Consider the following 20,639-nt stretch of genomic DNA (forward strand, 5'->3'; position numbering starts at 1 on the left):
GGTAGTCTTCGCACAGTCGGGAGACGCCCCATGGCCGAGCCTCTGATCATCGACAGCGACGAGACGCTGCGGCTCGCCCGGCGTCTCGCGGAGCGTCTCGGAACCACGCCGGGCGATGCAGTCGCGCAAGCGCTGCGAGCGTATGACGAGATGCCGGCGGCGGTACGTGCCTTCGCCGAACGACGACCGCCGGTTGGCGATCAGGCAGCCCTGATCGCGAGAATCATGGCGTACGCCGCGGCTGCACGATCCGAGCTTCCGACCGGGACGAATTCCGACCATAGCGATCTTTACGATGACGATGGCCTGCCGCAATGATCGCGGTTGATACGTCCGCGCTGCTGGCCATAGCCTTCGGTGAGCCGGAGGCAAAGTCCTTCCTCGACACGCTGGTGCAATCCGATTGGGTCCTGGGAGCGCCGACGGCTCTCGAAGCCCATATCGTCATCGTGCGCCGCGGTTCGGCCTCCGCGATCCAGGCCCTCCGGGAACTCATGACGCTGCCGCGCCTGTCACTTCTTCCGTTCACACCGGCGCACGCCTTCATCGCAAGGCAAGCCTTCGATCGCTACGGAAAGGGAATGGGGCACCCCGCGTCCCTGAACTTTGGCGACTGCTTGTGCTACGCGATCGCCAAGCGCGACGACCTTCCTCTGTTGTACAAGGGGAATGACTTCAGCAGGACCGACCTCGTGCCCGCCGTGAGCGTGCGGCCGTGATCCACACCCTCGACCAGGCTCGCCGCGTTGTCGGGTCGGCTCCGGCTCTCTTGGCCGTAAGGATGGCCGCGGCGTAACAACCCGGATCGCAACGGAGCGGCCGATGGCGAAGCGTCCAATCATCGATTCCCGCGACATCGCCGAGCGGACGGCAGAGTGTCTCGAGACGACGTCCGCCGACGACGTCACGCGCCCGTGCCACGAATCCGAAGCGCAAGCCGCCGCGAAAGCGTCGCTCACTCCCGCCCAGCGGGAGCAATACGATGCCCTGCGCGGCCTGGTCAGTGACGGTGCCCGGTACCGGTGGCCCGGCGCCACCTCGGATCACTCCGACTTCTACGACGAGAACGGGCTGCCGACGTGATTGCCCTCGACACGCCCGCGCTCCCGTGACACTCGGCGCCATGCTCACTCACCCCGCGCCCCGCCCGCCCGAGACCCCCACCCTCGACCAGTTCCGCCGCGTCGTCCTGAAGGTCGGCTCGGCGCTCCTCGTCGACCGGGCGCGGGGGCGGCTGCGGCATGCCTGGCTGGCGGCGCTCGCCGAGGACATCGCCGACCTGCACGGGCGCGGGGTCGACGTGCTGGTGGTCTCCTCTGGCTCGATCGCGCTCGGGCGCACCGTTCTCAACTTCGCTCCCGGCCCCCTGCGGCTGGAGGAGAGCCAGGCCGCCGCCGCGGTGGGGCAGATCGCGCTCGCCCGGCACTGGTCGGAGGCACTCGCCCATCACGGCATCGTCGCCGGCCAGATCCTGGTGACGCCGCAGGATACCGAGGAGCGCCGGCGCTACCTCAACGCGCGCGCCACCACCCTCAAGCTCCTGGAGGAGCGCGCCGTCCCGGTCGTCAACGAGAACGACACGGTCGCGACCTCGGAGATCCGCTACGGCGACAACGATCGGCTGGCCGCCCGGGTCGCCACGATGATCGGCGCCGACCTCCTGGTGCTGTTCTCCGACATCGACGGGCTCTACACCGCCCCGCCGGCGAGCGACCCGACGGCCGAGCACCTGCCGGTGATCGCCCGGATCACCCCGGAGATCGACGCCATGGCGGGCGGCCCCGCCTCGGAGCTGTCCCGCGGCGGCATGCGCACCAAGGTCGAGGCGGCCAAGATCGCGGTCGCGGGCGGCACCCACATGATGATCGCCGACGGGCGGGTGAAGAACCCGCTCAAGGCGGTGGCCTCGGGCGCGCGCTGCTCGTGGTTCCTCGCCGGCTCGACGCCGGGCGCCGCCCGCAAGACCTGGATCGCCGGTTCGCTCGAGCCGCGCGGCACCCTGACGATCGATGCCGGAGCGGCGCGCGCGCTCCAGGGCGGGGCGAGCCTGCTGCCGGTCGGCGTAACGCGGGTCGAGGGCAGCTTCAGCCGCGGCGACGCGGTGACGATCCGGGCCGGCGACGGGGCGGTACTCGGCCGCGGCCTCGTCGCCTACGACAGCGACGATGCGGCCCGCATCCTCGGACGATCGAGCCGGGAGATCGAGGCAGTCCTCGGCTATCCGGGCCGGGCCGCCATGGTGCACCGGGACGATCTCGCCCTGGTGGGCGACTGAGCGGGAGCCTCGGAGGATCTTTGGAGACATGCAGCCTCCGGAGTACTCCTTGGCTCTGGAGCACCGCCCGGTCGCGCTGCAATCGGGCAGTGCTCCAGGTCTTTGATGTTGCGGCATTTTCTGAGACGGACCGATATCCACCCCGTCGGACAATGCTCTGGCGAGATGGCCGCGGGGGGCTGAGGGACCATGCAGGACGATCCGGCCGGGCGCATCCTCACCATCCACGAGCCCCGGGCGGTGCCGTGGCTCAGCGTCGCCCTCGGCTTCGGGCCGATGCTGCCCTTCGTCGCCGGTGCGGCCGCGTCCTGGACGCTCGGCGGCGAGCCGGGACAGGTGGCGGTCATGCTGACGCTGCTCTGGGCCTGCGCGATCCTGCTGTTCTTCTCCGGGGTCCGCCGCGGCGTCAGCTTTCGCACCGAGGGCGGCGCGACGGTGGCGCAGATCGCCACGATGCTGGCGCTGTTCGTCCTCGGCTTCAGCGCCCTGCTGGCGGTGGCCCTGAGCCGTACCGGCCTCGCCGCGGCCCTCCTGATCGCCGGCTACGGCGCGGTCGCCGTGCTCGATCCGATCGCCGCCCGTCGCGGCGAGGCGCCACTGTTCTTCGCGCGCCTGCGCCCGGTTCAGATGCCCCTCGCGATCGCGAGCCTCGCGGCGATCCTGGTTCTGGTCGCGCGGGCGTGAGGCCTCACTCGACTGCGTTGGGGGTGACGATGTTCCCGGTGCCGTTGTCGGCATCGTCGAGGCTGCTGCCGAACGGATAGCCGGCATCCTCGCCGCAATTGAACCCCCAACCATTGCGGGAATTCACCACGACCGGCGCGGCCTGGAAGAAGGCGCGCGTGAGGAAGGTGTTGCCGGTGATCACGTTGTCGGATGGGGTCTGGTGGCGCACCGTGCCGCCCTCGCCGCAATTGCGGTAGAGGCGTACGCCCCCCTGGCCGCGCAAGGAGAAGCGGTTGCCGGTGATGCGGTTCCGCGCCGAGCCGTCGACGGCGACGAGTTCGCGCCCCGTCTCGGTCTCGATGCTGGTGTCCTCGATGCGGTTCTCGGCGCTCTCGGCGTCGAGGTAGAGTGCCGTCGAGACCGAGCGGCCGGCGAGCCGCGAGTTCCGGAGCGTGATCCTGGTGACGCCGGGGCCGAGATAGAGCGGGATCGGTCCGGCGGCGACGATGGTAGTGCCCGTGATCGTCACGTCGGTCGGTGCGGCGGCTTGCGCTCGGGCGGTGTGGCCGGGCAAGCGCGAGGAGTCGCGCAGGAGCGGGCCCTGCCCGTTCTCGGCCATGCCCCAGATTCGGACGTGGCCGAAGACCGTGCAATCGCGGATGCGGATACCGGTGGGGCGGTCCCAGCCCTCGCCGGGGCGGGCCGGCGGCCGGGAGCGGATGGCGATCGTGTAGGCGCCGAGATACGCCGCCTCGCCGGGACGGCCGAGGCTGGCGCCGGCGCAGTCGAGCGTGAGGCCGGAGGCCGCCGCGCCCTCGATCACGATGCGCTTGCGCACCCGGTCGCCCGGCGCGAGGCGCATGGAGCAGGTGAGCGCGACCTCGTCGTCCCCGGCCGTCGGCGGGGCGAGCAGGCGCGCCCGGGTGGCCGCATCGCAGGGCGTCGTTGCGGCCTGGTGCACGAGCGCCGGTGGTTCGGGTGGCAGCGGGGCGAGCAGCATCGGGTCGATCACGCGAAAACGGGCGAGACCCGCGAGGGCCCGCCCGTTTGCGACATCATACGACGTTCGATCGATCGTTCCAGGCGATCCCTGCAGGATCGCGCCGCCGCGATGCGGAAGTCGGCTTCGCTCAAGCGCCGCACGAGCCGGCGATACAAGATCCGGACGCGATCTTCCGGGTCTCGTATCACGACGGGCTCCGGGACGGTGCCTACCAGCGCCCGCTGCCCGCAGAGTGCATGCTGCGCTCGACGGCGGCGAGAGCGCTGGCCTCGGCCTTGGCTTCCGTCGGATGCGGGCGATCGGAGCGCTCGATCAGCTTGCCGTTCCGGCGGATGGCCCACTGGTACTGGCCGGCCGGCTTCGTGATGGGGGAGATTTCGATGGTGTAGGGAGTGGAAGTGTTGTCTGCCATGACGCCCATATAGGGGTTGGGCGACGGCCTTTCCACCCCGCACTTGCCGTTCCACCTCGCACTTCGCGCGAGGTGCGCGACGACTGCATGGCCGGTGCGTGCACGGCGATGTGATCCCTGGCCTCGCCGCGCGAGGGAGGAGGCGGGGCGCAAGACCTGCTATCCTTCGGCACCTGCTATCCTTCGGTACCTGCTATCCTTGGGCCGGCGAGGCACGAGCGAGGAGCCCCGATGTCGTCACCCGTCGCGCCGGCCGAGGCGCCGGCCCGCCCGCTGATCCGGGGTGGTGGCATGCCCCCCTTCCGGGCCCGCTTCTGGCTCGTGGCGCCGGCCGTCGGGGCGCTCGCGGGCCTCCTCTACGGCGCGGTCTTCGGCGTCGAGCCGCTCGTCGCGGCGATCCGGGGCGTCTTCATCGGCGCGCCGCTGATGCTCTACGAGCGCGGCCTGATGCTCCGGCGCTGGCGCGCCCTGACGCGCCGGGCCGCGACCCCGGTCTTCGCCGTCGCGACGCTGGCGACCTACGTCGCGATGATCGTCCTCGGCAACGCGGTGGCCGGCACCGTCCTCCACCGCGGCTTCGGCGTCATGGCCGACGGGCGCAGCGCGATGATGATGACGGAGACGGGCTTCGCCTACGCGCTCGGGATCTCGGCGCTCGCGACCTTCGTCTTCCGCGTCCGCGACCTGATGGGGCCGCGCGTCTTCGCCAGCCTGCTGGTCGGCCGCTACCACCGCCCGATCACCGAGGAGCGCATCTTCCTGTTCCTCGACGTGGCCGGCTCGACCCGCTTCGCCGAGGAGCACGGCGACCTCGCGGCCCAGAGCTGGCTCGGCGCCATCTTCGCGGCTCTTGCCCTGCCGGTGCACCGCGCCCGCGGCTCGATCGACGACTATGTCGGAGACATGGCCCTGGTGAGCTGGTCGATCGACAAGGGCACGCGGGACGCGGCCTGCCTGCGCTGCGTGTTCGACGTCATGCGCACGATCGAGGCCGACGCGGAGGGCTGGGTGGCGCGGTTCGGCGCGGTGCCGGCGTTCCGCGCCGCGCTCCATTGCGGCCCGGTGGTGACCGCGGAGATCGGCCTGGAGCGGCGCAAGATCGCGTATTTCGGCGACGCCCTGAACACGACGAGCCGGCTTGAGGGGCTGGCCAAGGAACTCGATGTCCCGGTCATCGTCTCGGGCGACCTCCTCGATCGCCTGGGGGGCCTGCCCGCGGACCTGCGCGCGACGGATCTCGGCCTGCGCCCGGTGCGGGGCCGCAAGGAGCCGCTGCGGATCGCGGCGGTACGGCAAGCGGGGACGCAGCGGAGACGCTGACGACCCGCCGCTATCGGCTCAGACGCCGTTTCGCCCCGCCGCATCGCTCGGGAGCCGCGCAGCGAAGGCCCGGAGGGCCGGGACGAACGCCGCTTACGCCCGAGCCAACCGATCTCCCGGGGCCACGCCGTTCAGGATGTCGATGCCCGTGAGTGACGGATCTCGGCTCGCGGCCGTCAGGTCCCGCCGGCCGGAAAAGTCCGCGTGAACTCCCGCCCCTCGGTGTCCTTGGCCGCCACCGTCACCGGCTCGGCCCTGCCGGCGAAGGAGAAGCGAAAGGTCGGATCCTCGCTGATCGAGATGCCGCCGGTCATCGAGAAGAGCGGCGTCTCGCCCTGGCGCACGCTCAGCGATTCGACGAACCAGGCCGGGGTGTAGAGCCGCGTCACCTGGTCCATCTGCAACCCGGAATAGTTTGGGTGGCGGACCTGCACCTGTGCCTCGCCGCGCTCGGCGAAGGTGCGGAAGCGCATCTCGCCGAGATGGGCCTTGGCCTCGGCCGGATCCTTGACCGCCGGCGCAGAGCAGCCGCCCGCCGCCTTGACGTAGGCCTTGGTCATGTAGAGCCCGCCATCCTCGGTCTCAGCGATGGCGCGGACGTAGGAGTAGGAATTGACCCGGATGCGGGTGGAGAGGTCGAACCGGCGCTGGCCCGCCGCGAACCGGATCGTGCCGACCACCGGCGAGGGGTTCTCGTCCACCACCAGGGTCAGGCTCTTCACCCGGCGGGGATCCCCCTCGGGCAGGGCGATCCGCAGGGTCACCGGCACGATGGCCGCATCCTCGGCGCGCTTCGGGGCCTCCAGGCTCACGAGCCCGGCGCCGTCCCGGATCGGGCGCTCGCCGAGGACCGAGGGGCGCAGCTCATTCCAGGTGGTCTCGGGCCGCTCGTCCTGCGCCGCGGCCGGACCTGCCAGCACCGACACCAGGCTCAAGGCCGCCAGCACTCTCATGACGCTCTCCCGGATGCCGGGCCCTTCGGGCCTCTCGTGCTGCGCCCAATGTAGAGGACGGGGTTGCCCCAAACCAGGATGAGCCCCTGGCGACGTGCGATTCCGGGCCTCGTCTCGCCGGATGGTGATCGGCCGGGCCGCCGTTGCGCGCCGGCGCCCGCCGGCCTATCCCGGGGGCGGTCCCGAAGGATTGCCGCCCTTGCCCGCACTCGCCACCCTGTTGCCGGATCTCGGCCGCCGCACCCTGGTGATGGGCATCCTGAACGTCACCCCCGACTCGTTCTCGGATGGTGGCTGCTTCCAGGACCTCGACGCGGCGCGAGCCCAGGCCGCGCGCCTCGTCGAGGAAGGCGCGGCGCTCCTCGACATCGGCGGCGAGTCGACCCGTCCCGGCCACGTGCCGGTACCGGCCGAGGAGGAGCAGGCCCGCGTGCTGCCGGCGATCCGCCTGCTCGGCCCCGCCCTCCCCGTCCCGATCTCGATCGACACCTACAAGGCCTCGACCGCCGAGGTGGCGCTGAAGGCCGGCGCGCGCATCGTCAACGACGTCTGGGGCCTGCAGCGCGATCCCGAGATCGCGCAGGTCGCGGCCCATCACGGCGCGCCGGTGGTGGTGATGCACAACCGCGAGACCGTCGATCCGAGCCTCGACATCCTCGACGAGATGCGGGCCTTCTTCGAGCGCTCGCTCGCCATCGCCCGCCGGGCCGGCATCCCTGAGCGCGACATCGTGCTCGATCCCGGCATCGGCTTCGGCAAGAGCTGGGAGCAGCACCTGGAGGCCCTGCGGCGCCTGCCCGAGTTGCGGACGCTCGGTTTCCCGCTCCTCGTCGGCGTGTCGCGCAAGTCGGTGCTCGGGCGCATCCACAACGCCGCCACCGCCCCGGCCGAGCGGCTGTTCGGCTCGATCGCCGCCCACGTCGCCGCGGCCTCGCTCGGCGCCGACATCGTGCGGGTCCACGACGTGCGCCCCCACGTCGAGGCCTGCCAGGTGGTCGACGCGATCACCCGCCCCGCTTCCCGCACCGGAGCCTGACCGGGTGGACCGCATCCTGATCCACCGCCTCGCGGTGTTCGCCCGCCACGGCGTGCTGCCGGAGGAGGAGGTGCTCGGCCAGCGCTTCTACCTCTCGCTAGAGGCCCGCCTCGACCTGCGCGAGGCCGGCACCCGCGACGACATCGCCGCCACGGTGAGCTACGCCGAACTCGCGGCGCTTGCCCACCGCATCGCCACGGAGCGCCGCTTCAGGCTGATCGAGGCCCTGGCCGAGACGATCGCGCGGGAAGGGCTCGCCGCCTTCCCGGCAATCGACAGCCTGACCGTCCGGATCGACAAGCCGGGCGCCCCGGTGCCGCTGGTGCTCGACGGCGTCGCGGTCGAGGTCACGAGGACGCGCCGTGTCTAGAGGACCTTTGGCTGAGGCCTATCTCGGGCTCGGCAGCAATCTCGGCGACAAGGCCGCGATGCTCGACGCCGCGGTCGCGGCGCTCTCCGCCACGCCCGGCCTCGCGGTGACGGCCCGCTCGCGCAACTACCGCACCCCGCCCTGGGGCGACACCGACCAGGACTGGTTCCTCAACGCCGCGGTCGGCATCGAGACGGCGCTTCCACCCCACGCGCTGCTGGAGGCCTGCCTCTCCGTCGAGACGCGGCTCGGCCGGGTGCGCGAGCGCCATTGGGGCCCGCGGGTGATCGACATCGACGTGCTGTTCTATGCCGGCGCCACGGTCTCCGACGAGCGCCTGGTGCTGCCCCACCGCTTCCTGCGCGAGCGCGCCTTCGTGCTGGTGCCGCTCGCCGAGATCGCGTCGGACCTGGTGATCGGCGGGGAGACGGTGGGAGAAGCGCTGGCGCGGCTCGACCGGAGCGGGATCGAGCCGGTGGACGATCCCGTTTAGCACGCCCTCTCCCGGACGACTGTAGCGTCAGCGGAAGGAGATCCGCGATCCAGCGCAAGGATTTGCCGCGAAGCGGCTCCGTATGCTGCACCGTTGCAGACACAAGGGCGCTTCGCGACTTCTCGTGCTGGTTTCCGGATCTCCTTCCGCTGACGCTGCAGTCGTCTGAAAAAAGGGGGTGCGGTGTCGGGAAATCTCAAACCGACCGCGTGATCCCCCCATCGACCCGCAGGTTCTGCCCGGTGATGTATCCCGCCCCCTCGGAGGCCAGGAACGACACGACGGCGGCGATCTCCTCCTCGCGGCCGTAGCGGCCCATCGGGATGCGCTCGCGGATGCCCGGCTTCTCCGGCAGGCTGTCGATGAAGCCCGGCAGGATGTTGTTCATCCGCACGTTGTCGGCGGCGTAGCGGTCGGAGAAGAGCTTGGTGAAGGCGGCGAGCCCCGAGCGGAAGACGCCGGAGGTCGGAAAGGCCTGCTCGGGCTCGAAGGCCGCGAAGGTCGAGATGTTGATGATGGTGCCGCCGCCCTGACGCTGCATGATCGGCGCGACGAGGCGGGTCGGGCGCACCACGTTGAGGAAGTAGACCTCCATCCCCAGGGTCCAGTCCTCGTCGGTGAGGTCGAGGAGCGGGCCCTTGGGGCCGTGGCCGGCGCTGTTGACCAGCACGTCGACCCGCCCCCAGAGCTCCATCACCCGCTCGACGAGGCGGGCGAGGTCTTCCGGCGACCGGTTCGAGCCCGTCACCCCGAGCCCGCCGAGGGATTCGGCCAGCGCCTCGCCCTTGCCCGACGACGACAGGATCGCGACCTTGAGGCCGTCCGCCGCCAGTTTGCGGGCAGCCGCCGCCCCCATGCCGCTGCCGCCGGCGGTGACGATGGCGACGCGCGCTTCACTCGTCTCGTGGCTCATGGACGCTCCTTCCAATTCCCAGGCCCGCATGAATGCCACGGGCGGGAATGGGCGTCACGGCGCCGCCGGGCTCGCCCGTTCCAGCGGCAGGCCGGCCTCGGCCCAGCCGTCGGTCCCGTCCGGGTACCAGTGGACGTGGCGATAGCCCAGCGCCAGGGCGCGCCGGGCGGCGTTCCACGACATCCAGCAATCGCGCTGGCAGAACAGCACCACGGGTTTCTCGACGCTGCCCTCGGTGGCCGCCGCGAGGCCGCTGCGCAGATAGGCTTCGGTCGGGGGCGCGAGCGCCCCGTAGCCGGTATTCGGCAGCCAGTGGGCGTGCGGGATGCTGTCGTGGGGCGCGTCGCGCCAGATCGTGCCGGGCGGCAGGGTGGTGGGCCGGGGCGGGCGCGGCAGCACGTCGACGAAGGCGGCGCCCGCCCGCCACAGCCGCTCGGCCTCCGACGTGGTGACGACCGTTGCACCCCGCAGGGTGGCGGGCGTCGGGCTGCGGTAATCCGCCTCGCGGTAGCCGTCGGGCTCCGGCGGCGAGGCCCTGGCGACGGTCGCGGCCAGCAGCAGAATCGCGACCGCGAGCCCCCGCCTCACGGCTTGGCGTCCGCGGGAAGGAGCCGGTTCTCCTCCTCGTCGAGGAGCGGCACCGCGTAGTCGCGCAACACCGCCTCGATCTCGGCCCGGCGCTTGCGGAGCGCGGTGTTGAGGACGCGCTTCCACTCGTTCTCGCCGTGCCGCACCCCCATGGCGATGCGGTAGGCGAGCGGCGGCCGGTCGGGCTCGCGCAGCAGCGGCACCACGTCGAGGGAGCCTGCCTGGCGCGCGAGCCAGCCGGCCGACGGCCCCCACAGAACGGCGGCGTCGAGCCTGGCCCCGGCCACGTCGGCGACGATCTCGGCCGAGACGGTCTGGTGCTTGCGTGCCGGATCGAACTGGTAGGGCGGATAGGGCTTCATCGTCGGCACGAGGCCGAGCGCCCCCATCCGGTCGACCGGCGGCGTGCCGACGATCACCCCGATCGCCTTGCCCTTCAGGCGGGGATCGTCGAGGCCGGTCAGTCCGTCGAAGCTGCCGCGCCGCGCCACCAGGACGTAGGCCGAGCGGTAATAGGGGTTGGTGTGCTGCACGAGTTCGCTGCCGAAGGCCGAGCCGATGATGACGTCGCACAGGCCGGCGCCGAGGGTGTTGCGCACGAAGCCCGGCCCCTGGGTGAGCCAGTAGGTGCGCAGCTTCACCTTCAGCTCGTCGGCGAGGATCGCCGCGATGCGGTTCTCGAACCCGTCGCCCTGGCGCTCGGAGGAGGGCATGCTGCCGGGATCGGCGCAGACCCGCAGCGCGTCGGGCGTAACGAGGTCCGGCAGCCCCTGGCCCCGCGCCGCGCCGGCGAGGGCCAGCGCGAGGCCGGCCGCCAGGAAGAGGGTCCGCGCCATCAGCCGCCCAGGCACTCCTTCTCCCCCTTGCGCGCCGCCTCCGGCTTGTCCTCCTTCTCGCCCGGCCGCACCCGGCCCATCGCGCCGGCCGCCCGCGCCTTCAGGTAGACGTAGATGTCGTCCATGTAGCAGGTGACGTTCTTGTTCTCGCCGAAGGCCGGCATGACCTTCTGCGTCGAGGCGTTGACGTCCTGCTTGCCGCCGACGACGATGCCGACGAACTCCTCGTAGGAGAGGTATTTCAGCGAGTCCTTCAGCGCCGGGGCGTAGGTCGAGCCCATGCCGTCCGGGCCGTGGCAGACGTGGCATTCGGCGTGGTAGCGGCGGTAGCCCGAGTAGCTGAACCAGTCGACCTTCTTGCCGCCATCGGTCACGCGGAAGGTCGGCGCGCCGGCGGCGTCGAAGTACTTGCCGTCCTCCACCTTCACGGCCGCGTCCTTGGCGAGCAGCTTCTCGTCCGCCTCGGCGGACTTGTCGTTGGGGTTGAGCTCGTTGGCCAAGGCCGGGTCGGCTTTCGCCTCGGTTTTCTTGGCATCCTCAGCATGGACGGCAACCAGCGAGGCGGCTGCGAGGGCGAGGCCGGCCGCGAGCGGCCTTAAGGAAGCTTTGCTGAGGTCACGCAACGGACGTTTCTCCCTGACAACTTCGGACGGCTGGCGCGGGTACCGCGATGCCACCATCGTCACCATCATCTAATCATGGGAGAGCCGGCGCGAAAACCTGCGCCGGCCCGGACTTAGGTCTGAGATGCTTTGGTCGCAGTCCGCTGACCGGCCGTCAGTTCGGCAGGGTGAAGACGGTCAGCTGGCCGCCGAGGTTGGTGTAGCTCGACAGGGCGGCGTAGCCGCCGACCGCGCCGAGGCCGGCATTCGGGTCGGTGAGACCGGCCGCCAGGCCGATGCCCGCCCAGCCGCCGACGCCCGACAGGACGGCGACCTGCTGCTTGCCCTTGTGCTGGAAGGTCATCACGTTGCCGATGATGCCCGACGGGGTCTTGAACTTGTAGAGTTCCTTGCCCGTCTTGGCGTCGACCGCCTTCAGGTAGCCTTCGAGCGTGCCGTAGAACACCACGTCTCCGGCGGTGGCCAGCGCCCCCGACCACACCGAGAACTGCTCGGGGTTCGACCACTTGATCTTGCCGGCCGTGCCGTCCCAGGCGACGAAGTTGCCCATGCCGCCGTGGCTGTTGGGCGCCGGGTACATCGACAGGGTCGCGCCGACATAGGGCTGGCCCGGGGTGTAGCTCACCCGGAACGGCTCGTAATCCATGCAGACGTGGTTGGTCGGCACGTAGAACAGGTTGGTCTTGGGCGAATAGGCCGCCGGCTGCTGGTCCTTGGAGCCGAGCGCCGCCGGGCAGATGCCCTTCGAGTTGGTGTCCTCGCCGTTCTGGTCGGTCGAGTACTTGGCGACGACGAGGGGGCGGCCGTAGGTCTTCGATGACTTGTCCTGGTCGACCTTGGTGGCCCAGTTCACCGCCGGATCGTACTTCTCGGCGACGAGCAATTCGCCGGTGGCGCGATCGAGGGTGTAGCCGAAGCCGTTGCGGTCGAAGTGGGTCAGGAGCGGCCGCTCCTTGTCGCCGATCTTCTGATCCGTGAGGATCATCTCGTTGATGCCGTCGTAATCCCATTCGTCGTGGGGGGTCATCTGGTAGACCCATTTCGCCATGCCGGTATCGGCGTCACGGGCGAAGATCGTCATCGACCACTTGTTGTCGCCCGGGCGCTGCTTCGGGTTCCAGGTCGAGGGGTTGCCGGTGCCGTAATAGACCAGGTTCAGCTTCGGGTCGTAGGAGTACCAGCCCCAGGTCGAGGCGCCGCCGGTCTTCCACTGGTCGCCTTCCCAGGTCTTGATCGATGAATCCTTGCCGACCGGCTTGCCGAGCTCGGTGGTCTTCTCCGGGTCGATCTTCATCTCGGCGTCGGGGCCGACATTGTAGGCGCGCCAGGCCTGCTTGCCGGTCTTGAGGTCGTAGGCGGTGATGTGGCCGCGGATGCCGTACTCGGCACCCGAGATGCCGACGATCAGCTTGTCCTTCACCGGCATCACGGTGGCGGTGTTGGTCTCGCCGACCTTCGGGTCGCCGTTCTGCACCGACCAGTTCACCTTGCCGCTCTTGGCGTCGAGCGAGACGATGGTGGTGTCGGCCTGATGCAGGAACACCGCGCCGTCGGCATAGGCGAGGCCACGGTTGACCGTGTCGCAGCACATCACCGGGATGACGTTGGGATCCTGCTTCGGCTCGTACTTCCAGAGGATCTTGCCCTCCTGGTTGAGGTCGAGCGCGTAGACGATGTTGGGGAACGGCGTGTGGACGTACATCACGTCGCCGACGACCAGCGGCGAGCCCTCGTGGCCGCGCAGCACGCCGGTCGAGAAGGTCCAGGCCACCTGCAGCTTGTTGACGTTGCCGGTGTTGATCTGGTCGAGCTTCGAGTAGCGCGTGTTGGCGTAGTCGACGGTTTGCAGGACCTGCTCGGCCGGGTTCGCCGAACGCTTCAGCACGTCTTCGTTGGCCAGTGCCGGGACGGCACCGAGGATGCCCGCGCTCACCGCAAGGAGATGGACCGCTCTCATGGATTCCTCCGACAGGTGCATTCCGTCGCGCGCCCCGTGACGGGACGCGTCGAACCGTTCCTGCTGTTTGCGTTTGGGGACGTCATCGGCCTCGGCAGCGTGTCACAACCGGCCGCCAGCGGGACTGGCGCGAAGGGCGCCCGGGCGGGCCCTGCCGTGTCTGCGAACCGAATGCCGCCTTCCCCTGGCAGCACCGTTGAAACCGAAGCTTGAAGGAACTCTAAGAGAAATTGGGACGCCGTCAACACACCTGCCTGCGGCAGGGCGCCCCTGACAGGCTTCCGGATCGATAACTAAGGTACATATCGCCCTGTATGCTGCTGTGCAGCATTCAATTTGTGCTACGCAACATCAACAGGACGTTATCGGGACCGTTGGTTTACGAACGAGATGTCATGAGCCGGCGGAATAATCGTGAATCCTCGACTATTCCCATTCCAGTTCCTGATAGGCGGTGGTGGCGTTGCGGGCGTTGAAGTCGTCGAACAGCGCCCACTCTCCCGCCTCGTCCCGGGCGGCACGGCCCGCCTCGCCGATCGGGGTGCCGTCCCGCACCATCGCCCGCACCTGGCCTGCAAGGTCCGCGAGGTAGCGGTCGATCGGCCCGGCGGCGGCCGGCCACGGGACGGCGGCGGGGCCGTGGCCCGGCACCACCCGGGCAGCGGGGCGCGCCTTCAGGGCGCGCAGGGTCGCGATCCAGCCGGTGAGCCGCCCGTCGAGGGCCGGCACGTGCCCGACGAACAGCAGGTCGCCGAGGAACCAGGTGTCGGTGGCCTCGTCGCGCACCGTCAGGTCGCTGTTGGTGTGCGCGGTCGGCCAGGCCTCGAGGCGCAGCACCCGCCCGCCGAGGTCGAGGTCGAGGGGCGTCGAGACCAGGAGGGTCGGCGGCACGATCCGGGTACCGGCAAAGCCCGGGCCGACGAGGTCGGCAGTGGCCCGCAGGTAGCCGTCCGCCCGCGCGGCCAGGGCCTCCGGCAGGGCGTGGTGGCCGACGAAAGTCGCCCCCTCCTCCGCGAAGGCGGCGTTGCCCAGCACGTGGTCGGGATGGACGTGGGTGTTGATGACGTAGCGAACCGGCAGGGCGGTGCGCTGCCGCAGCGCCGCGCGCAGGCGCTGGCCCGCCCGCAGGCTGCCGCCGGTATCGATCACCGCCACCGCCTCGCGCCCGATCACGAAGCCGACATTGGCGATGGCGCCGTCGTTGCCCCGCCCGGCCAGGGCGTAGGGCGCGGCGTAGACGAAGATCCCGGGGGCGACCTCCTGCACGGCCAGGGGCGGCGGGTCGTCCGCGGCCCGGGCCGGTGCCCCCAGCATCGCCCGGACGAGGAGCGCGAGGACGAGGAGAGCGGCGATCCTCACCCCTCCCCGGTCTCCGCATCCCCGGCCTGCGGCGGCGCCAGGGGCGTGAACAGGGTGCGGTCGGGCTTGATGTCGAGGAGCGGCGTGCCGTCGAGACAATCGAGGCCGCGCACGTGCAAGATCCCGTTTTCCACCCGGATCAGCTGGACGATGCTGGTGCCGATCGGGTTCGGCCGGACCGGCGAGCGCAGGGAGAAGGTGCCGCGGGTGGTGCCGTCACTCGCCGGGCTCTGGCGCACCAGGTCGCGCCGCGAGCGGTCGAGCCAGTACAGCACCTCCAGGCGCTCGTAGAGTTCGACCCCGTCGAGGGCCTCGCGCCAGGGAGGAAAAACCTCGATCCGGCAGGCCGGCCCATCGGCCCGGCCTTGCCGCGGGCAGCCGAGGCGATCGGTCCAAGGGGTGCGGATGCGGCCGATGAAGACGAGGCCGGCATCCGCCGCGGCGGGCGGCGCGACCGCGACTTCGCCGGCCCGGATCTCGTCGAGGCGCACCATCGGCCGTCGTCTCCCTCTTCGTGCAGGCCGGGTCCCGCCGGACGTGGTCTCGGGCTGTGCCGGGCCGGCAAGCCCTCAATAGGTCGCGAAGATCTCCCGCAACGCCGCCGGGTCGCGGGTCACCGTGAGGGCGAGCGCGAGCAGGATGCGGGCCTTCTGCGGCGTCAGGTTGTCGGCGCTGAGGATGCCGAGCTCGGCAAGACGCCTGGTATCCGGCACCACGCCGCTGCCGGCGCGGGTCGACTGCACCACGGCGATGCCGGAGGCCGCCGCCCGGCCCAGGGCCTCGGCCTCGGCCGGCGGCGTCATGCCGGGGGCGAGGCCCGCCGAGACGATGCCGCGGGCGCCCGCCGCCGCGAAGGCCCGCACCGCCGTGCCGTCGGCATCGGCATAGGCGTACGAGACGTCGACCCGAGGCAGGATGTCGAGAGCACGGATGTCGAACGGGGTGCCGGGGGCGTGGCGCCGCTCGGGCCGGCGGTAGTAGCGCACATGCGGCCCGTCGACCTGGCCGAGCACGCCGAAATCCGGCGTCCGGAAGGTCTGGAGCCGGGCGACCGAAGTCTTGGTCACCTCGCGGGCGGCCTGGATCTCGTCGTTGAGCACCACCAGGACGCCCCGGCCGCGGGATTCCGGCGCGGCCGCCGTGCGCAGGGCGGCGACGAGGTTGAGGGGGGCGTCGCTCGACAGGGCGCTGATCGGGCGCTGCGAGCCCACCAGCACCACCGGCACCGCGACGGTGAGGGTGAGGCCGAGCGCGTAGGCGGTCTCCTCCAGGGTGGCGGTGCCGTGCCCGATGACGATGCCGGCGAGGTCCGGATGCTCAGCCACCAGCCGCTCGCAGAGCAGCACCAGGGCCTTCCAGTCCGAGAAGCCGATGCCGGGGCTCGTCACGGCGCGGTAGCGCACCGGCACCACCTCGGCGACGCTCGCGGCCTCCGGCACCCGGGCGAGGATGTCCTCCGCCTCCAGACGCTCGCCGGTGGCGGTATAGTCGAGGATGTCGAGGCTGTCGCGGCCCACCGACGAGAGGGTGCCGCCGGTGCCGATGAAGGCGACCTTGGGGTGTGCTGTCATGCTGCTGGATTACCTCGTGCTCGCGCCCGCATGCGCCGGACCCGCGCTCGCAGGAACCGGGCCGGCATCGCCGCAGCCCGGCGCGTCGAACAGGGCGGCGACGCCGCAGGCCGAGCCGAGCATCCGGCCGCCGTCGTGGCCGACGCCCGGCACCACGTGCAGGGGCTGGTGCAGGTCGGGATGACGCGCCTTCAGGGCCGCCCAGTAGGCCTCGCCGCGGGCGAGGCGGAAGGGCCCCTGCGCCTCGGCCATGCAGGACTTGTCGAGGGCGGGATGGCGGGGGTCGGTGTCGCGGGCGCCGAGCAGGTAGGTCACCGGCCGGGCGACGTAGGCCGCCTCCAGGGCCGCCGGTGCCGCGCCGCCGGCGTAGCGCGGCAGGTCCTGCATCCCGTACTTCCAGCGGTTGTAGCCAGGGCACTCGGCGGTCGGGCCGGGCCGGTCGGGGGTGAAGTAGGCGTAGCTGCTCGGATTGGCGACGACGAAGCTCACGCGCACGCCGCTGCGCGCCAGGGCGTCGCCGGCCCGGGACAGGACGGCGTAGCGCTGCGCCACCTGCCCGCCGCCGGAATGCCCCGCCACGACGACGCGCGACAGGTTCGGGAAGCGAGCCCGGTCGCCGAGCCGGGCGAGGATCGCGTCGAGCGCGTCGAAGGAGCTCAGGGGTTTCGGGCCGAGGGCGTCGTCGCCGCCCTGCCAGCCCTCAAGCGTCCAGTGCAACACGTCGGCCGGCAGGGCGTGGCCGGCCCAGTCGACCTCGCTGAGGAATTGTGGCACCACCAGGAGCGCCCCGGCCCCCGCCGCGCCCGCCGCCTCGCGGGCGGCGAGCGCCGAGGCGTAGTAGACGTCGGCGTCGCGCAGGCGGCCGTGCAGCACGATCACCGCCCGGGTCACTTCCGGGTGGCGCGCGTCGAGGTCGGCGGAGGCGAAGAGCCGCAAGCGGGCGCCCGGCGCCACCTCCAGGCTGCGGTCCGCCACGACGGCGACGGGCCGGCGATGCGGGCCGGCCTCGTCGGCGGCCTCGGCCCGGACAGCAAGCAGGCCGAGCAGGAGCGGAAGGACGGAGCGGAACAGGGACGCCATCGGACCTCGGCGAAGGCCGGGCCGTCCGGGGGCCGGTCCGGGATGAGTGGTGCCGGCGGAGGGGATCGAACCCCCGACCTTCGGTTTACAAAACCGCTGCACTACCGCTGTGCTACACCGGCTGGAGCATCTTCCGACGAAGCGGGAACCGGTTCGTCGCAGAAAATGCGAACATACCAAAGACCTAGAGCGACATCCGGTTGCGGCGCGATTCGGATGCCGCCCTCGATGGCTCGCACGGTTGCCATACCGAGCATCGCCGTCCGGCGCGACATAAACCGCGTTCGCGCACGTCTCGTCAAGGCACAAAACCCGAACCGCCCGGCCCGCGCCGCGCCCTACCGGGAGGGCTGATCGGCCGGGCCGGGCGCCAGGGCGGCCCGGCCCGGTCCGACCTGGCGCCGGCGGGCCGCCTCGCGCATCAGGGTGTGGGCGTGCTCGGTCAGGGTCTGGCCGAGATCGGCCAGCCTGTCCGCGGTCTCCTCGGGCAGGTTGGTCGCGTGGCGCGACAGGTCCACCAGGGGCTCCATCTGCTCGATGATGAGCCCGAGGGCCCGGACGAGCCCGGGCAGGATCACGACGACGTCGTCGATGGTCGGTGGGGTGTGCTGGTTCATGGCCCGGTATTCGGATGGTCGCGAGGAGCGGGTTCTCGTATCGATGGCCCAGGATTCAGTGGCCCAAGATGCCGACGCATCGAGTCGATCCCGGGCGGACCCGGGATCGACGGGGCCATTGACCGATCTCGGCCCTTCGATGCCGGGCCCGCAAGTTCAGGACCTCGGGCACGGCGGAAGTTCGAGAATGGGACCAAGGGTCGTTTTCGACGACCGTCGGTCTTACGAGGCGTAGTGCGTGGGCTGTCTGCGCGCCGCCGGCAGCGTATGCGGCAGCACGTCGTAGGCGGTGCCGGTGAGCCCGAAGGCACGCCGGGTCGCGTCGGCGGTGTCGGGCGTCCAGATCATGTGGATCGGCACCACGAGGTGGCCGTCGTAGCGGGTCGGGAGCGCCAGGGTCTCGACGTCCCAGCCCATCGTGGTGAGCTTGGTGATCATCGTCGGGTGAACCTGGGCCAGGTAGCCGGTCAGGCCGAGGGCGGGCGTCATCTCGGTGACGGCGAGGAACTGGCGCCCGGCATTAGGATCGGCCGCGAGGCTGTTGGGCCGGCGCCAGGGCGCGGCGGCGCAGCGCGTCCATTCGAGGATGTGCGGCCCCGTCGGCGCCGTCCGGCCCTGGAGCAGCTCCGGATAGACGTGGCTCTGAAGATGCGGCCGCGTCGTCGGAAGCAGGCGCGAGTACGAGATGACCGCGTCACCGTCGAGTGCCGCGACGTGGATGCAGTCCGGCCCGTCGAACTGATCGATGTCGCGCCCATCCGGCTTGCGACACGCCTCCCACTTCATGATGTCGACGAAAACGCGATGCCGGAATCGGTACATATCGTCGAGAAGTTGAGCATTTTGATGGTAATTTGTCGAATCGATGACAGTGATCATGTCCGCTCCTCCTGGAAGAGCGGATACGGCATTTGTTAGCTGTTGCGGTATCCCGTGATTTTACGGTTGCGGCGCGAGAGCACCGCCCGACGAAACGAAAATCGTTTCGTCGCGGAAAGTGCGGCGAAACCAAAGACCTGGAGCAGCATCCGATCGCAGCGCGGCCGGATGCTGCTCTAGTCTATGATACCCTGGCGCAGTGCCTGAGCGACGAGGTGGACGCGGTTGGCCGCCCCGAGCTTCTGGGCCGCGGTGTTCAGGTAGCTCTCGACGGTGCGGTGCGACAACGACAGGATCTCGGAGGTCTCCCACCCAGTCTTGCCGGCCGCCGCCCACTTGATGCACTCGATCTCGCGCGGCGAGCACCGCGGCACGCCGGGGGCGACCTCGCGCCGCTTGGCCGCCGCCGCGGTGAGCGAGCGGAAGGTCAGGTCGGCGTAGATGCCCAGCATGTGCAGGCCGGAGGCGGCCTGCTCCGGCAGGTCGAAATGCGAGCCGCCGAACGAGACGATGCGCGTGCAGGTGAGATCCTGGATCGGGATGCAGTAGCCGTCGCGCAGCCCGATCTCCGAGGCCTCGCCCATGATGATCCGGGCGAGGCGCTCGTCGCGGCCGATCGGCGCCTCCGACCACCGGAACGGACCCGTCATCCGCCGGGTGTGGGCGACGACCGGATCGTGGTGGATGTAGCCGCGCTCGCCGTAGCGCTCCGACCATTGCTCCGGCCATCGCGCCAGCATCAGCCGGTCCTGCAACATGTCGCGCGACTTCAACGGAGCCTCGGCGATGACGAAGGTATTGTATCCAAATATGTTTGCGGATTTATCAAGTATTGAATGTATCTGATCGACGCAGTTGCTTTGCTTGATCTCCGATATCAGATCGAAGCTGATCTGCGTAAAATTCGTCATGGCCCCTGACGCCTTGATCATGGTCGAACAGGAAAATATGGTATGGGCGGGCGTTACGCCATACTTTATCGATCGAGCGATCTTAGAATGTTCATATGAGGCACGTCTCTTGATCGATGACAATATATATTTCGACGAGCTCGCGACGAAGCGCGCGATCGGGCAAAAGATCCGAGAATTTCGCCTCAGCCGTGGAGTCTCGCGACTGAAGCTGGGCATCATGATAGGCGTATCCGACCATCAGGTCATGAAATATGAGTTGGGGCAGGATAATGTGAGCGCCAGCATACTCTGGAAGATTTGCTCTGTCTTGCGCTGCCCCGTCGACTCGTTCTTCATCCTGCCGGAATCCGGCCCGATCGGGAGCGAGGCCGTGGGAAACGAGGCGGTGCTTCTCGACGATCAGGCCGTCCTGGCGGCGTTCCGGCGGATCACCCCTGCGGAGGTCCGGCTGCGCGTGGCGCGCCTGATCCTGACGCTCGCGGCGCAGAGCACGGAGGCGCAGGCCGACGGGACCGAGGCGTAGGAGATCCGGCGCAGCCCCGCGGTGGTCCCGGCCGGAAGTGAGTCTCGGTCGTGAGAAAGGTCTTGGCCCCCGTCGGCCAGGCTGCGATGCCACGAAGGCGACCGGCACGGGATCCGTCCGGGCGAAGACCGCAGCGGTGAGCCGGACGGGCGACGGCGTGCAGGGGCCGGCACAGGACGCACCGGAGCGAGGCGTGGTCGACGGGTGGTGACGCAGTCATGACCGTCTTGCGCGGCGAGATCTTTACGTTA

Annotated in this window: 25 protein-coding genes and 1 tRNA gene; 10 read left to right on the plus strand and 16 right to left on the minus strand. The window is 70.3% G+C overall.

Going from position 1 to position 20,639, the window contains the following annotated elements; translation table 11 throughout:
• The first annotated feature begins 30 nt into the window (after positions 1 to 30).
• From ACS5PV_RS13030 to ACS5PV_RS13050, 5 genes are all read left to right on the plus strand, one after another.
• On the plus strand, positions 31 to 318 hold the full coding sequence (locus tag ACS5PV_RS13030; RefSeq protein WP_455395743.1) for a type II toxin-antitoxin system VapB family antitoxin: 288 nt from the start codon (positions 31 to 33) through the stop codon (positions 316 to 318).
• Positions 315 to 719, plus strand: coding sequence for a type II toxin-antitoxin system VapC family toxin (locus ACS5PV_RS13035; RefSeq protein ID WP_455395744.1), 405 nt, complete (start codon positions 315 to 317; stop codon positions 717 to 719). The genes ACS5PV_RS13030 and ACS5PV_RS13035 overlap by 4 nt, the downstream gene beginning before the upstream one ends.
• A gap of 103 nt (positions 720 to 822) precedes the next feature.
• Positions 823 to 1,083 carry a hypothetical protein gene (locus ACS5PV_RS13040; protein ID WP_455395745.1) on the plus strand — a complete coding sequence of 87 codons (261 nt, stop codon included), beginning with the start codon at positions 823 to 825 and terminating at the stop codon, positions 1,081 to 1,083.
• 40 nt (positions 1,084 to 1,123) lie between these two features.
• Entirely contained in the window at positions 1,124 to 2,275 is a 1,152-nt protein-coding gene (proB, locus tag ACS5PV_RS13045) for a glutamate 5-kinase (protein ID WP_455395746.1), read from the plus strand.
• Positions 2,276 to 2,464: 189 nt separating this feature from the next.
• Positions 2,465 to 2,959, plus strand: a complete 495-nt coding sequence (locus tag ACS5PV_RS13050) for a DUF3429 domain-containing protein (RefSeq protein ID WP_455395747.1) — start codon at positions 2,465 to 2,467, stop codon at positions 2,957 to 2,959.
• A 4-nt stretch (positions 2,960 to 2,963) separates the two neighbouring features.
• On the opposite strand, the gene ACS5PV_RS13055 is transcribed toward ACS5PV_RS13050, so the two are convergent.
• Together ACS5PV_RS13055 and ACS5PV_RS13060 are read right to left on the minus strand one after the other, a co-directional pair.
• Positions 2,964 to 3,941, minus strand: coding sequence for a right-handed parallel beta-helix repeat-containing protein (locus ACS5PV_RS13055; protein ID WP_455395748.1), 978 nt, complete (start codon positions 3,939 to 3,941; stop codon positions 2,964 to 2,966).
• Between the two features lie 211 nt (positions 3,942 to 4,152).
• On the minus strand, positions 4,153 to 4,356 hold the full coding sequence (locus tag ACS5PV_RS13060) for a hypothetical protein (RefSeq protein WP_455395749.1): 204 nt from the start codon (positions 4,354 to 4,356) through the stop codon (positions 4,153 to 4,155).
• Between the two features lie 291 nt (positions 4,357 to 4,647).
• Between ACS5PV_RS13060 and ACS5PV_RS13065 the strand changes: the two genes are divergently transcribed.
• Positions 4,648 to 5,676, plus strand: a complete 1,029-nt coding sequence (locus ACS5PV_RS13065) for an adenylate/guanylate cyclase domain-containing protein (protein ID WP_455395891.1) — start codon at positions 4,648 to 4,650, stop codon at positions 5,674 to 5,676.
• 176 nt (positions 5,677 to 5,852) lie between these two features.
• Here the strand turns inward: ACS5PV_RS13065 and ACS5PV_RS13070 are convergent, their stop codons facing one another.
• Complete coding sequence (locus ACS5PV_RS13070) at positions 5,853 to 6,629, minus strand: quinoprotein dehydrogenase-associated SoxYZ-like carrier (RefSeq protein WP_455395750.1); 777 nt, start codon at positions 6,627 to 6,629, stop codon at positions 5,853 to 5,855.
• A gap of 250 nt (positions 6,630 to 6,879) precedes the next feature.
• Between ACS5PV_RS13070 and folP the strand changes: the two genes are divergently transcribed.
• The 3 genes from folP to folK are packed head-to-tail and all read left to right on the plus strand — an operon-like array spanning position 6,880 to position 8,528.
• The gene (gene folP, locus ACS5PV_RS13075) at positions 6,880 to 7,665 is read left to right on the plus strand and encodes a dihydropteroate synthase (RefSeq protein WP_455395892.1); all 786 of its coding nucleotides are present in this window, start codon (positions 6,880 to 6,882) and stop codon (positions 7,663 to 7,665) included.
• Between the two features lie 4 nt (positions 7,666 to 7,669).
• A complete protein-coding gene (gene folB, locus ACS5PV_RS13080) occupies positions 7,670 to 8,035 on the plus strand; it encodes a dihydroneopterin aldolase (RefSeq protein WP_455395751.1) in 366 nt (121 codons plus the stop codon).
• 7 nt (positions 8,036 to 8,042) lie between these two features.
• The gene (gene folK / locus ACS5PV_RS13085; protein WP_455395893.1) at positions 8,043 to 8,528 is read left to right on the plus strand and encodes a 2-amino-4-hydroxy-6-hydroxymethyldihydropteridine diphosphokinase; all 486 of its coding nucleotides are present in this window, start codon (positions 8,043 to 8,045) and stop codon (positions 8,526 to 8,528) included.
• A 196-nt stretch (positions 8,529 to 8,724) separates the two neighbouring features.
• Here folK and ACS5PV_RS13090 read toward each other — a convergent pair whose 3' ends face one another.
• The 13 genes from ACS5PV_RS13090 to ACS5PV_RS13150 all read right to left on the minus strand — a co-directional run bounded on the left by ACS5PV_RS13090 (position 8,725) and on the right by ACS5PV_RS13150 (position 20,084).
• Positions 8,725 to 9,441: an SDR family oxidoreductase gene (locus tag ACS5PV_RS13090; RefSeq protein WP_455395752.1), complete on the minus strand. Its 717-nt coding sequence runs from the start codon at positions 9,439 to 9,441 to the stop codon at positions 8,725 to 8,727.
• Between the two features lie 54 nt (positions 9,442 to 9,495).
• On the minus strand, positions 9,496 to 10,029 hold the full coding sequence (locus tag ACS5PV_RS13095; protein ID WP_455395753.1) for a PQQ-dependent catabolism-associated CXXCW motif protein: 534 nt from the start codon (positions 10,027 to 10,029) through the stop codon (positions 9,496 to 9,498).
• Positions 10,026 to 10,865 (minus strand): rare earth element methanol dehydrogenase accessory protein XoxJ, encoded by an 840-nt coding sequence (gene xoxJ / locus ACS5PV_RS13100; protein WP_455395754.1) that lies wholly within the window; start codon positions 10,863 to 10,865, stop codon positions 10,026 to 10,028. The genes ACS5PV_RS13095 and xoxJ overlap by 4 nt, the downstream gene beginning before the upstream one ends.
• Positions 10,865 to 11,488, minus strand: coding sequence for a c-type cytochrome, methanol metabolism-related (locus tag ACS5PV_RS13105; protein WP_455395755.1), 624 nt, complete (start codon positions 11,486 to 11,488; stop codon positions 10,865 to 10,867). The genes xoxJ and ACS5PV_RS13105 overlap by 1 nt, the downstream gene beginning before the upstream one ends.
• A gap of 154 nt (positions 11,489 to 11,642) precedes the next feature.
• A complete protein-coding gene (xoxF5, locus tag ACS5PV_RS13110; protein ID WP_455395756.1) occupies positions 11,643 to 13,445 on the minus strand; it encodes a lanthanide-dependent methanol dehydrogenase XoxF5 in 1,803 nt (600 codons plus the stop codon).
• A gap of 426 nt (positions 13,446 to 13,871) precedes the next feature.
• Positions 13,872 to 14,759, minus strand: coding sequence for a quinoprotein relay system zinc metallohydrolase 2 (locus ACS5PV_RS13115; protein WP_455395894.1), 888 nt, complete (start codon positions 14,757 to 14,759; stop codon positions 13,872 to 13,874).
• A gap of 41 nt (positions 14,760 to 14,800) precedes the next feature.
• Positions 14,801 to 15,298: a tRNA (N6-threonylcarbamoyladenosine(37)-N6)-methyltransferase TrmO gene (gene tsaA / locus ACS5PV_RS13120; RefSeq protein ID WP_455395757.1), complete on the minus strand. Its 498-nt coding sequence runs from the start codon at positions 15,296 to 15,298 to the stop codon at positions 14,801 to 14,803.
• A gap of 75 nt (positions 15,299 to 15,373) precedes the next feature.
• Positions 15,374 to 16,375, minus strand: a complete 1,002-nt coding sequence (locus tag ACS5PV_RS13125) for an asparaginase (RefSeq protein WP_455395758.1) — start codon at positions 16,373 to 16,375, stop codon at positions 15,374 to 15,376.
• A gap of 9 nt (positions 16,376 to 16,384) precedes the next feature.
• Positions 16,385 to 17,455 (minus strand): alpha/beta hydrolase, encoded by a 1,071-nt coding sequence (locus ACS5PV_RS13130; RefSeq protein ID WP_455395759.1) that lies wholly within the window; start codon positions 17,453 to 17,455, stop codon positions 16,385 to 16,387.
• Positions 17,456 to 17,502: 47 nt separating this feature from the next.
• A tRNA-Thr gene (locus ACS5PV_RS13135) sits at positions 17,503 to 17,577 on the minus strand.
• 216 nt (positions 17,578 to 17,793) lie between these two features.
• Positions 17,794 to 18,072 (minus strand): hypothetical protein, encoded by a 279-nt coding sequence (locus tag ACS5PV_RS13140; protein ID WP_455395760.1) that lies wholly within the window; start codon positions 18,070 to 18,072, stop codon positions 17,794 to 17,796.
• A gap of 222 nt (positions 18,073 to 18,294) precedes the next feature.
• Positions 18,295 to 18,951 carry an acyl-homoserine-lactone synthase gene (locus tag ACS5PV_RS13145; protein WP_455395761.1) on the minus strand — a complete coding sequence of 219 codons (657 nt, stop codon included), beginning with the start codon at positions 18,949 to 18,951 and terminating at the stop codon, positions 18,295 to 18,297.
• A gap of 176 nt (positions 18,952 to 19,127) precedes the next feature.
• The gene (locus ACS5PV_RS13150) at positions 19,128 to 20,084 is read right to left on the minus strand and encodes a LuxR family transcriptional regulator (protein ID WP_455395762.1); all 957 of its coding nucleotides are present in this window, start codon (positions 20,082 to 20,084) and stop codon (positions 19,128 to 19,130) included.
• Between ACS5PV_RS13150 and ACS5PV_RS13155 the strand changes: the two genes are divergently transcribed.
• Positions 19,972 to 20,388: a helix-turn-helix domain-containing protein gene (locus ACS5PV_RS13155; RefSeq protein ID WP_455395763.1), complete on the plus strand. Its 417-nt coding sequence runs from the start codon at positions 19,972 to 19,974 to the stop codon at positions 20,386 to 20,388. The genes ACS5PV_RS13150 and ACS5PV_RS13155 overlap by 113 nt on opposite strands.
• Positions 20,389 to 20,639 lie beyond the last annotated feature (251 nt).

The organism is Methylobacterium sp. Gmos1, assembly GCF_053764715.1.

Coding starts and splice junctions, on each gene's coding strand:
- ACS5PV_RS13055 (WP_455395748.1), bottom strand. CDS start 3,941: ATGCTGCTCGCCCCGCTGCCACCCGAACCACCGGCGCTCGTGCACCAG.
- ACS5PV_RS13040 (WP_455395745.1), top strand. CDS start 823: ATGGCGAAGCGTCCAATCATCGATTCCCGCGACATCGCCGAGCGGACG.
- ACS5PV_RS13150 (WP_455395762.1), bottom strand. CDS start 20,084: ATGATGCCCAGCTTCAGTCGCGAGACTCCACGGCTGAGGCGAAATTCT.
- ACS5PV_RS13030 (WP_455395743.1), top strand. CDS start 31: ATGGCCGAGCCTCTGATCATCGACAGCGACGAGACGCTGCGGCTCGCC.
- xoxJ (WP_455395754.1), bottom strand. CDS start 10,865: ATGGCGCGGACCCTCTTCCTGGCGGCCGGCCTCGCGCTGGCCCTCGCC.
- tsaA (WP_455395757.1), bottom strand. CDS start 15,298: ATGGTGCGCCTCGACGAGATCCGGGCCGGCGAAGTCGCGGTCGCGCCG.
- xoxF5 (WP_455395756.1), bottom strand. CDS start 13,445: ATGAGAGCGGTCCATCTCCTTGCGGTGAGCGCGGGCATCCTCGGTGCC.
- ACS5PV_RS13130 (WP_455395759.1), bottom strand. CDS start 17,455: ATGGCGTCCCTGTTCCGCTCCGTCCTTCCGCTCCTGCTCGGCCTGCTT.
- folP (WP_455395892.1), top strand. CDS start 6,880: ATGGGCATCCTGAACGTCACCCCCGACTCGTTCTCGGATGGTGGCTGC.
- ACS5PV_RS13070 (WP_455395750.1), bottom strand. CDS start 6,629: ATGAGAGTGCTGGCGGCCTTGAGCCTGGTGTCGGTGCTGGCAGGTCCG.
- ACS5PV_RS13125 (WP_455395758.1), bottom strand. CDS start 16,375: ATGACAGCACACCCCAAGGTCGCCTTCATCGGCACCGGCGGCACCCTC.
- ACS5PV_RS13140 (WP_455395760.1), bottom strand. CDS start 18,072: ATGAACCAGCACACCCCACCGACCATCGACGACGTCGTCGTGATCCTG.
- ACS5PV_RS13090 (WP_455395752.1), bottom strand. CDS start 9,441: ATGAGCCACGAGACGAGTGAAGCGCGCGTCGCCATCGTCACCGCCGGC.
- ACS5PV_RS13060 (WP_455395749.1), bottom strand. CDS start 4,356: ATGGCAGACAACACTTCCACTCCCTACACCATCGAAATCTCCCCCATC.
- ACS5PV_RS13050 (WP_455395747.1), top strand. CDS start 2,465: ATGCAGGACGATCCGGCCGGGCGCATCCTCACCATCCACGAGCCCCGG.
- proB (WP_455395746.1), top strand. CDS start 1,124: ATGCTCACTCACCCCGCGCCCCGCCCGCCCGAGACCCCCACCCTCGAC.
- ACS5PV_RS13145 (WP_455395761.1), bottom strand. CDS start 18,951: ATGATCACTGTCATCGATTCGACAAATTACCATCAAAATGCTCAACTT.
- ACS5PV_RS13035 (WP_455395744.1), top strand. CDS start 315: ATGATCGCGGTTGATACGTCCGCGCTGCTGGCCATAGCCTTCGGTGAG.
- ACS5PV_RS13065 (WP_455395891.1), top strand. CDS start 4,648: ATGCCCCCCTTCCGGGCCCGCTTCTGGCTCGTGGCGCCGGCCGTCGGG.
- ACS5PV_RS13115 (WP_455395894.1), bottom strand. CDS start 14,759: ATGCTGGGGGCACCGGCCCGGGCCGCGGACGACCCGCCGCCCCTGGCC.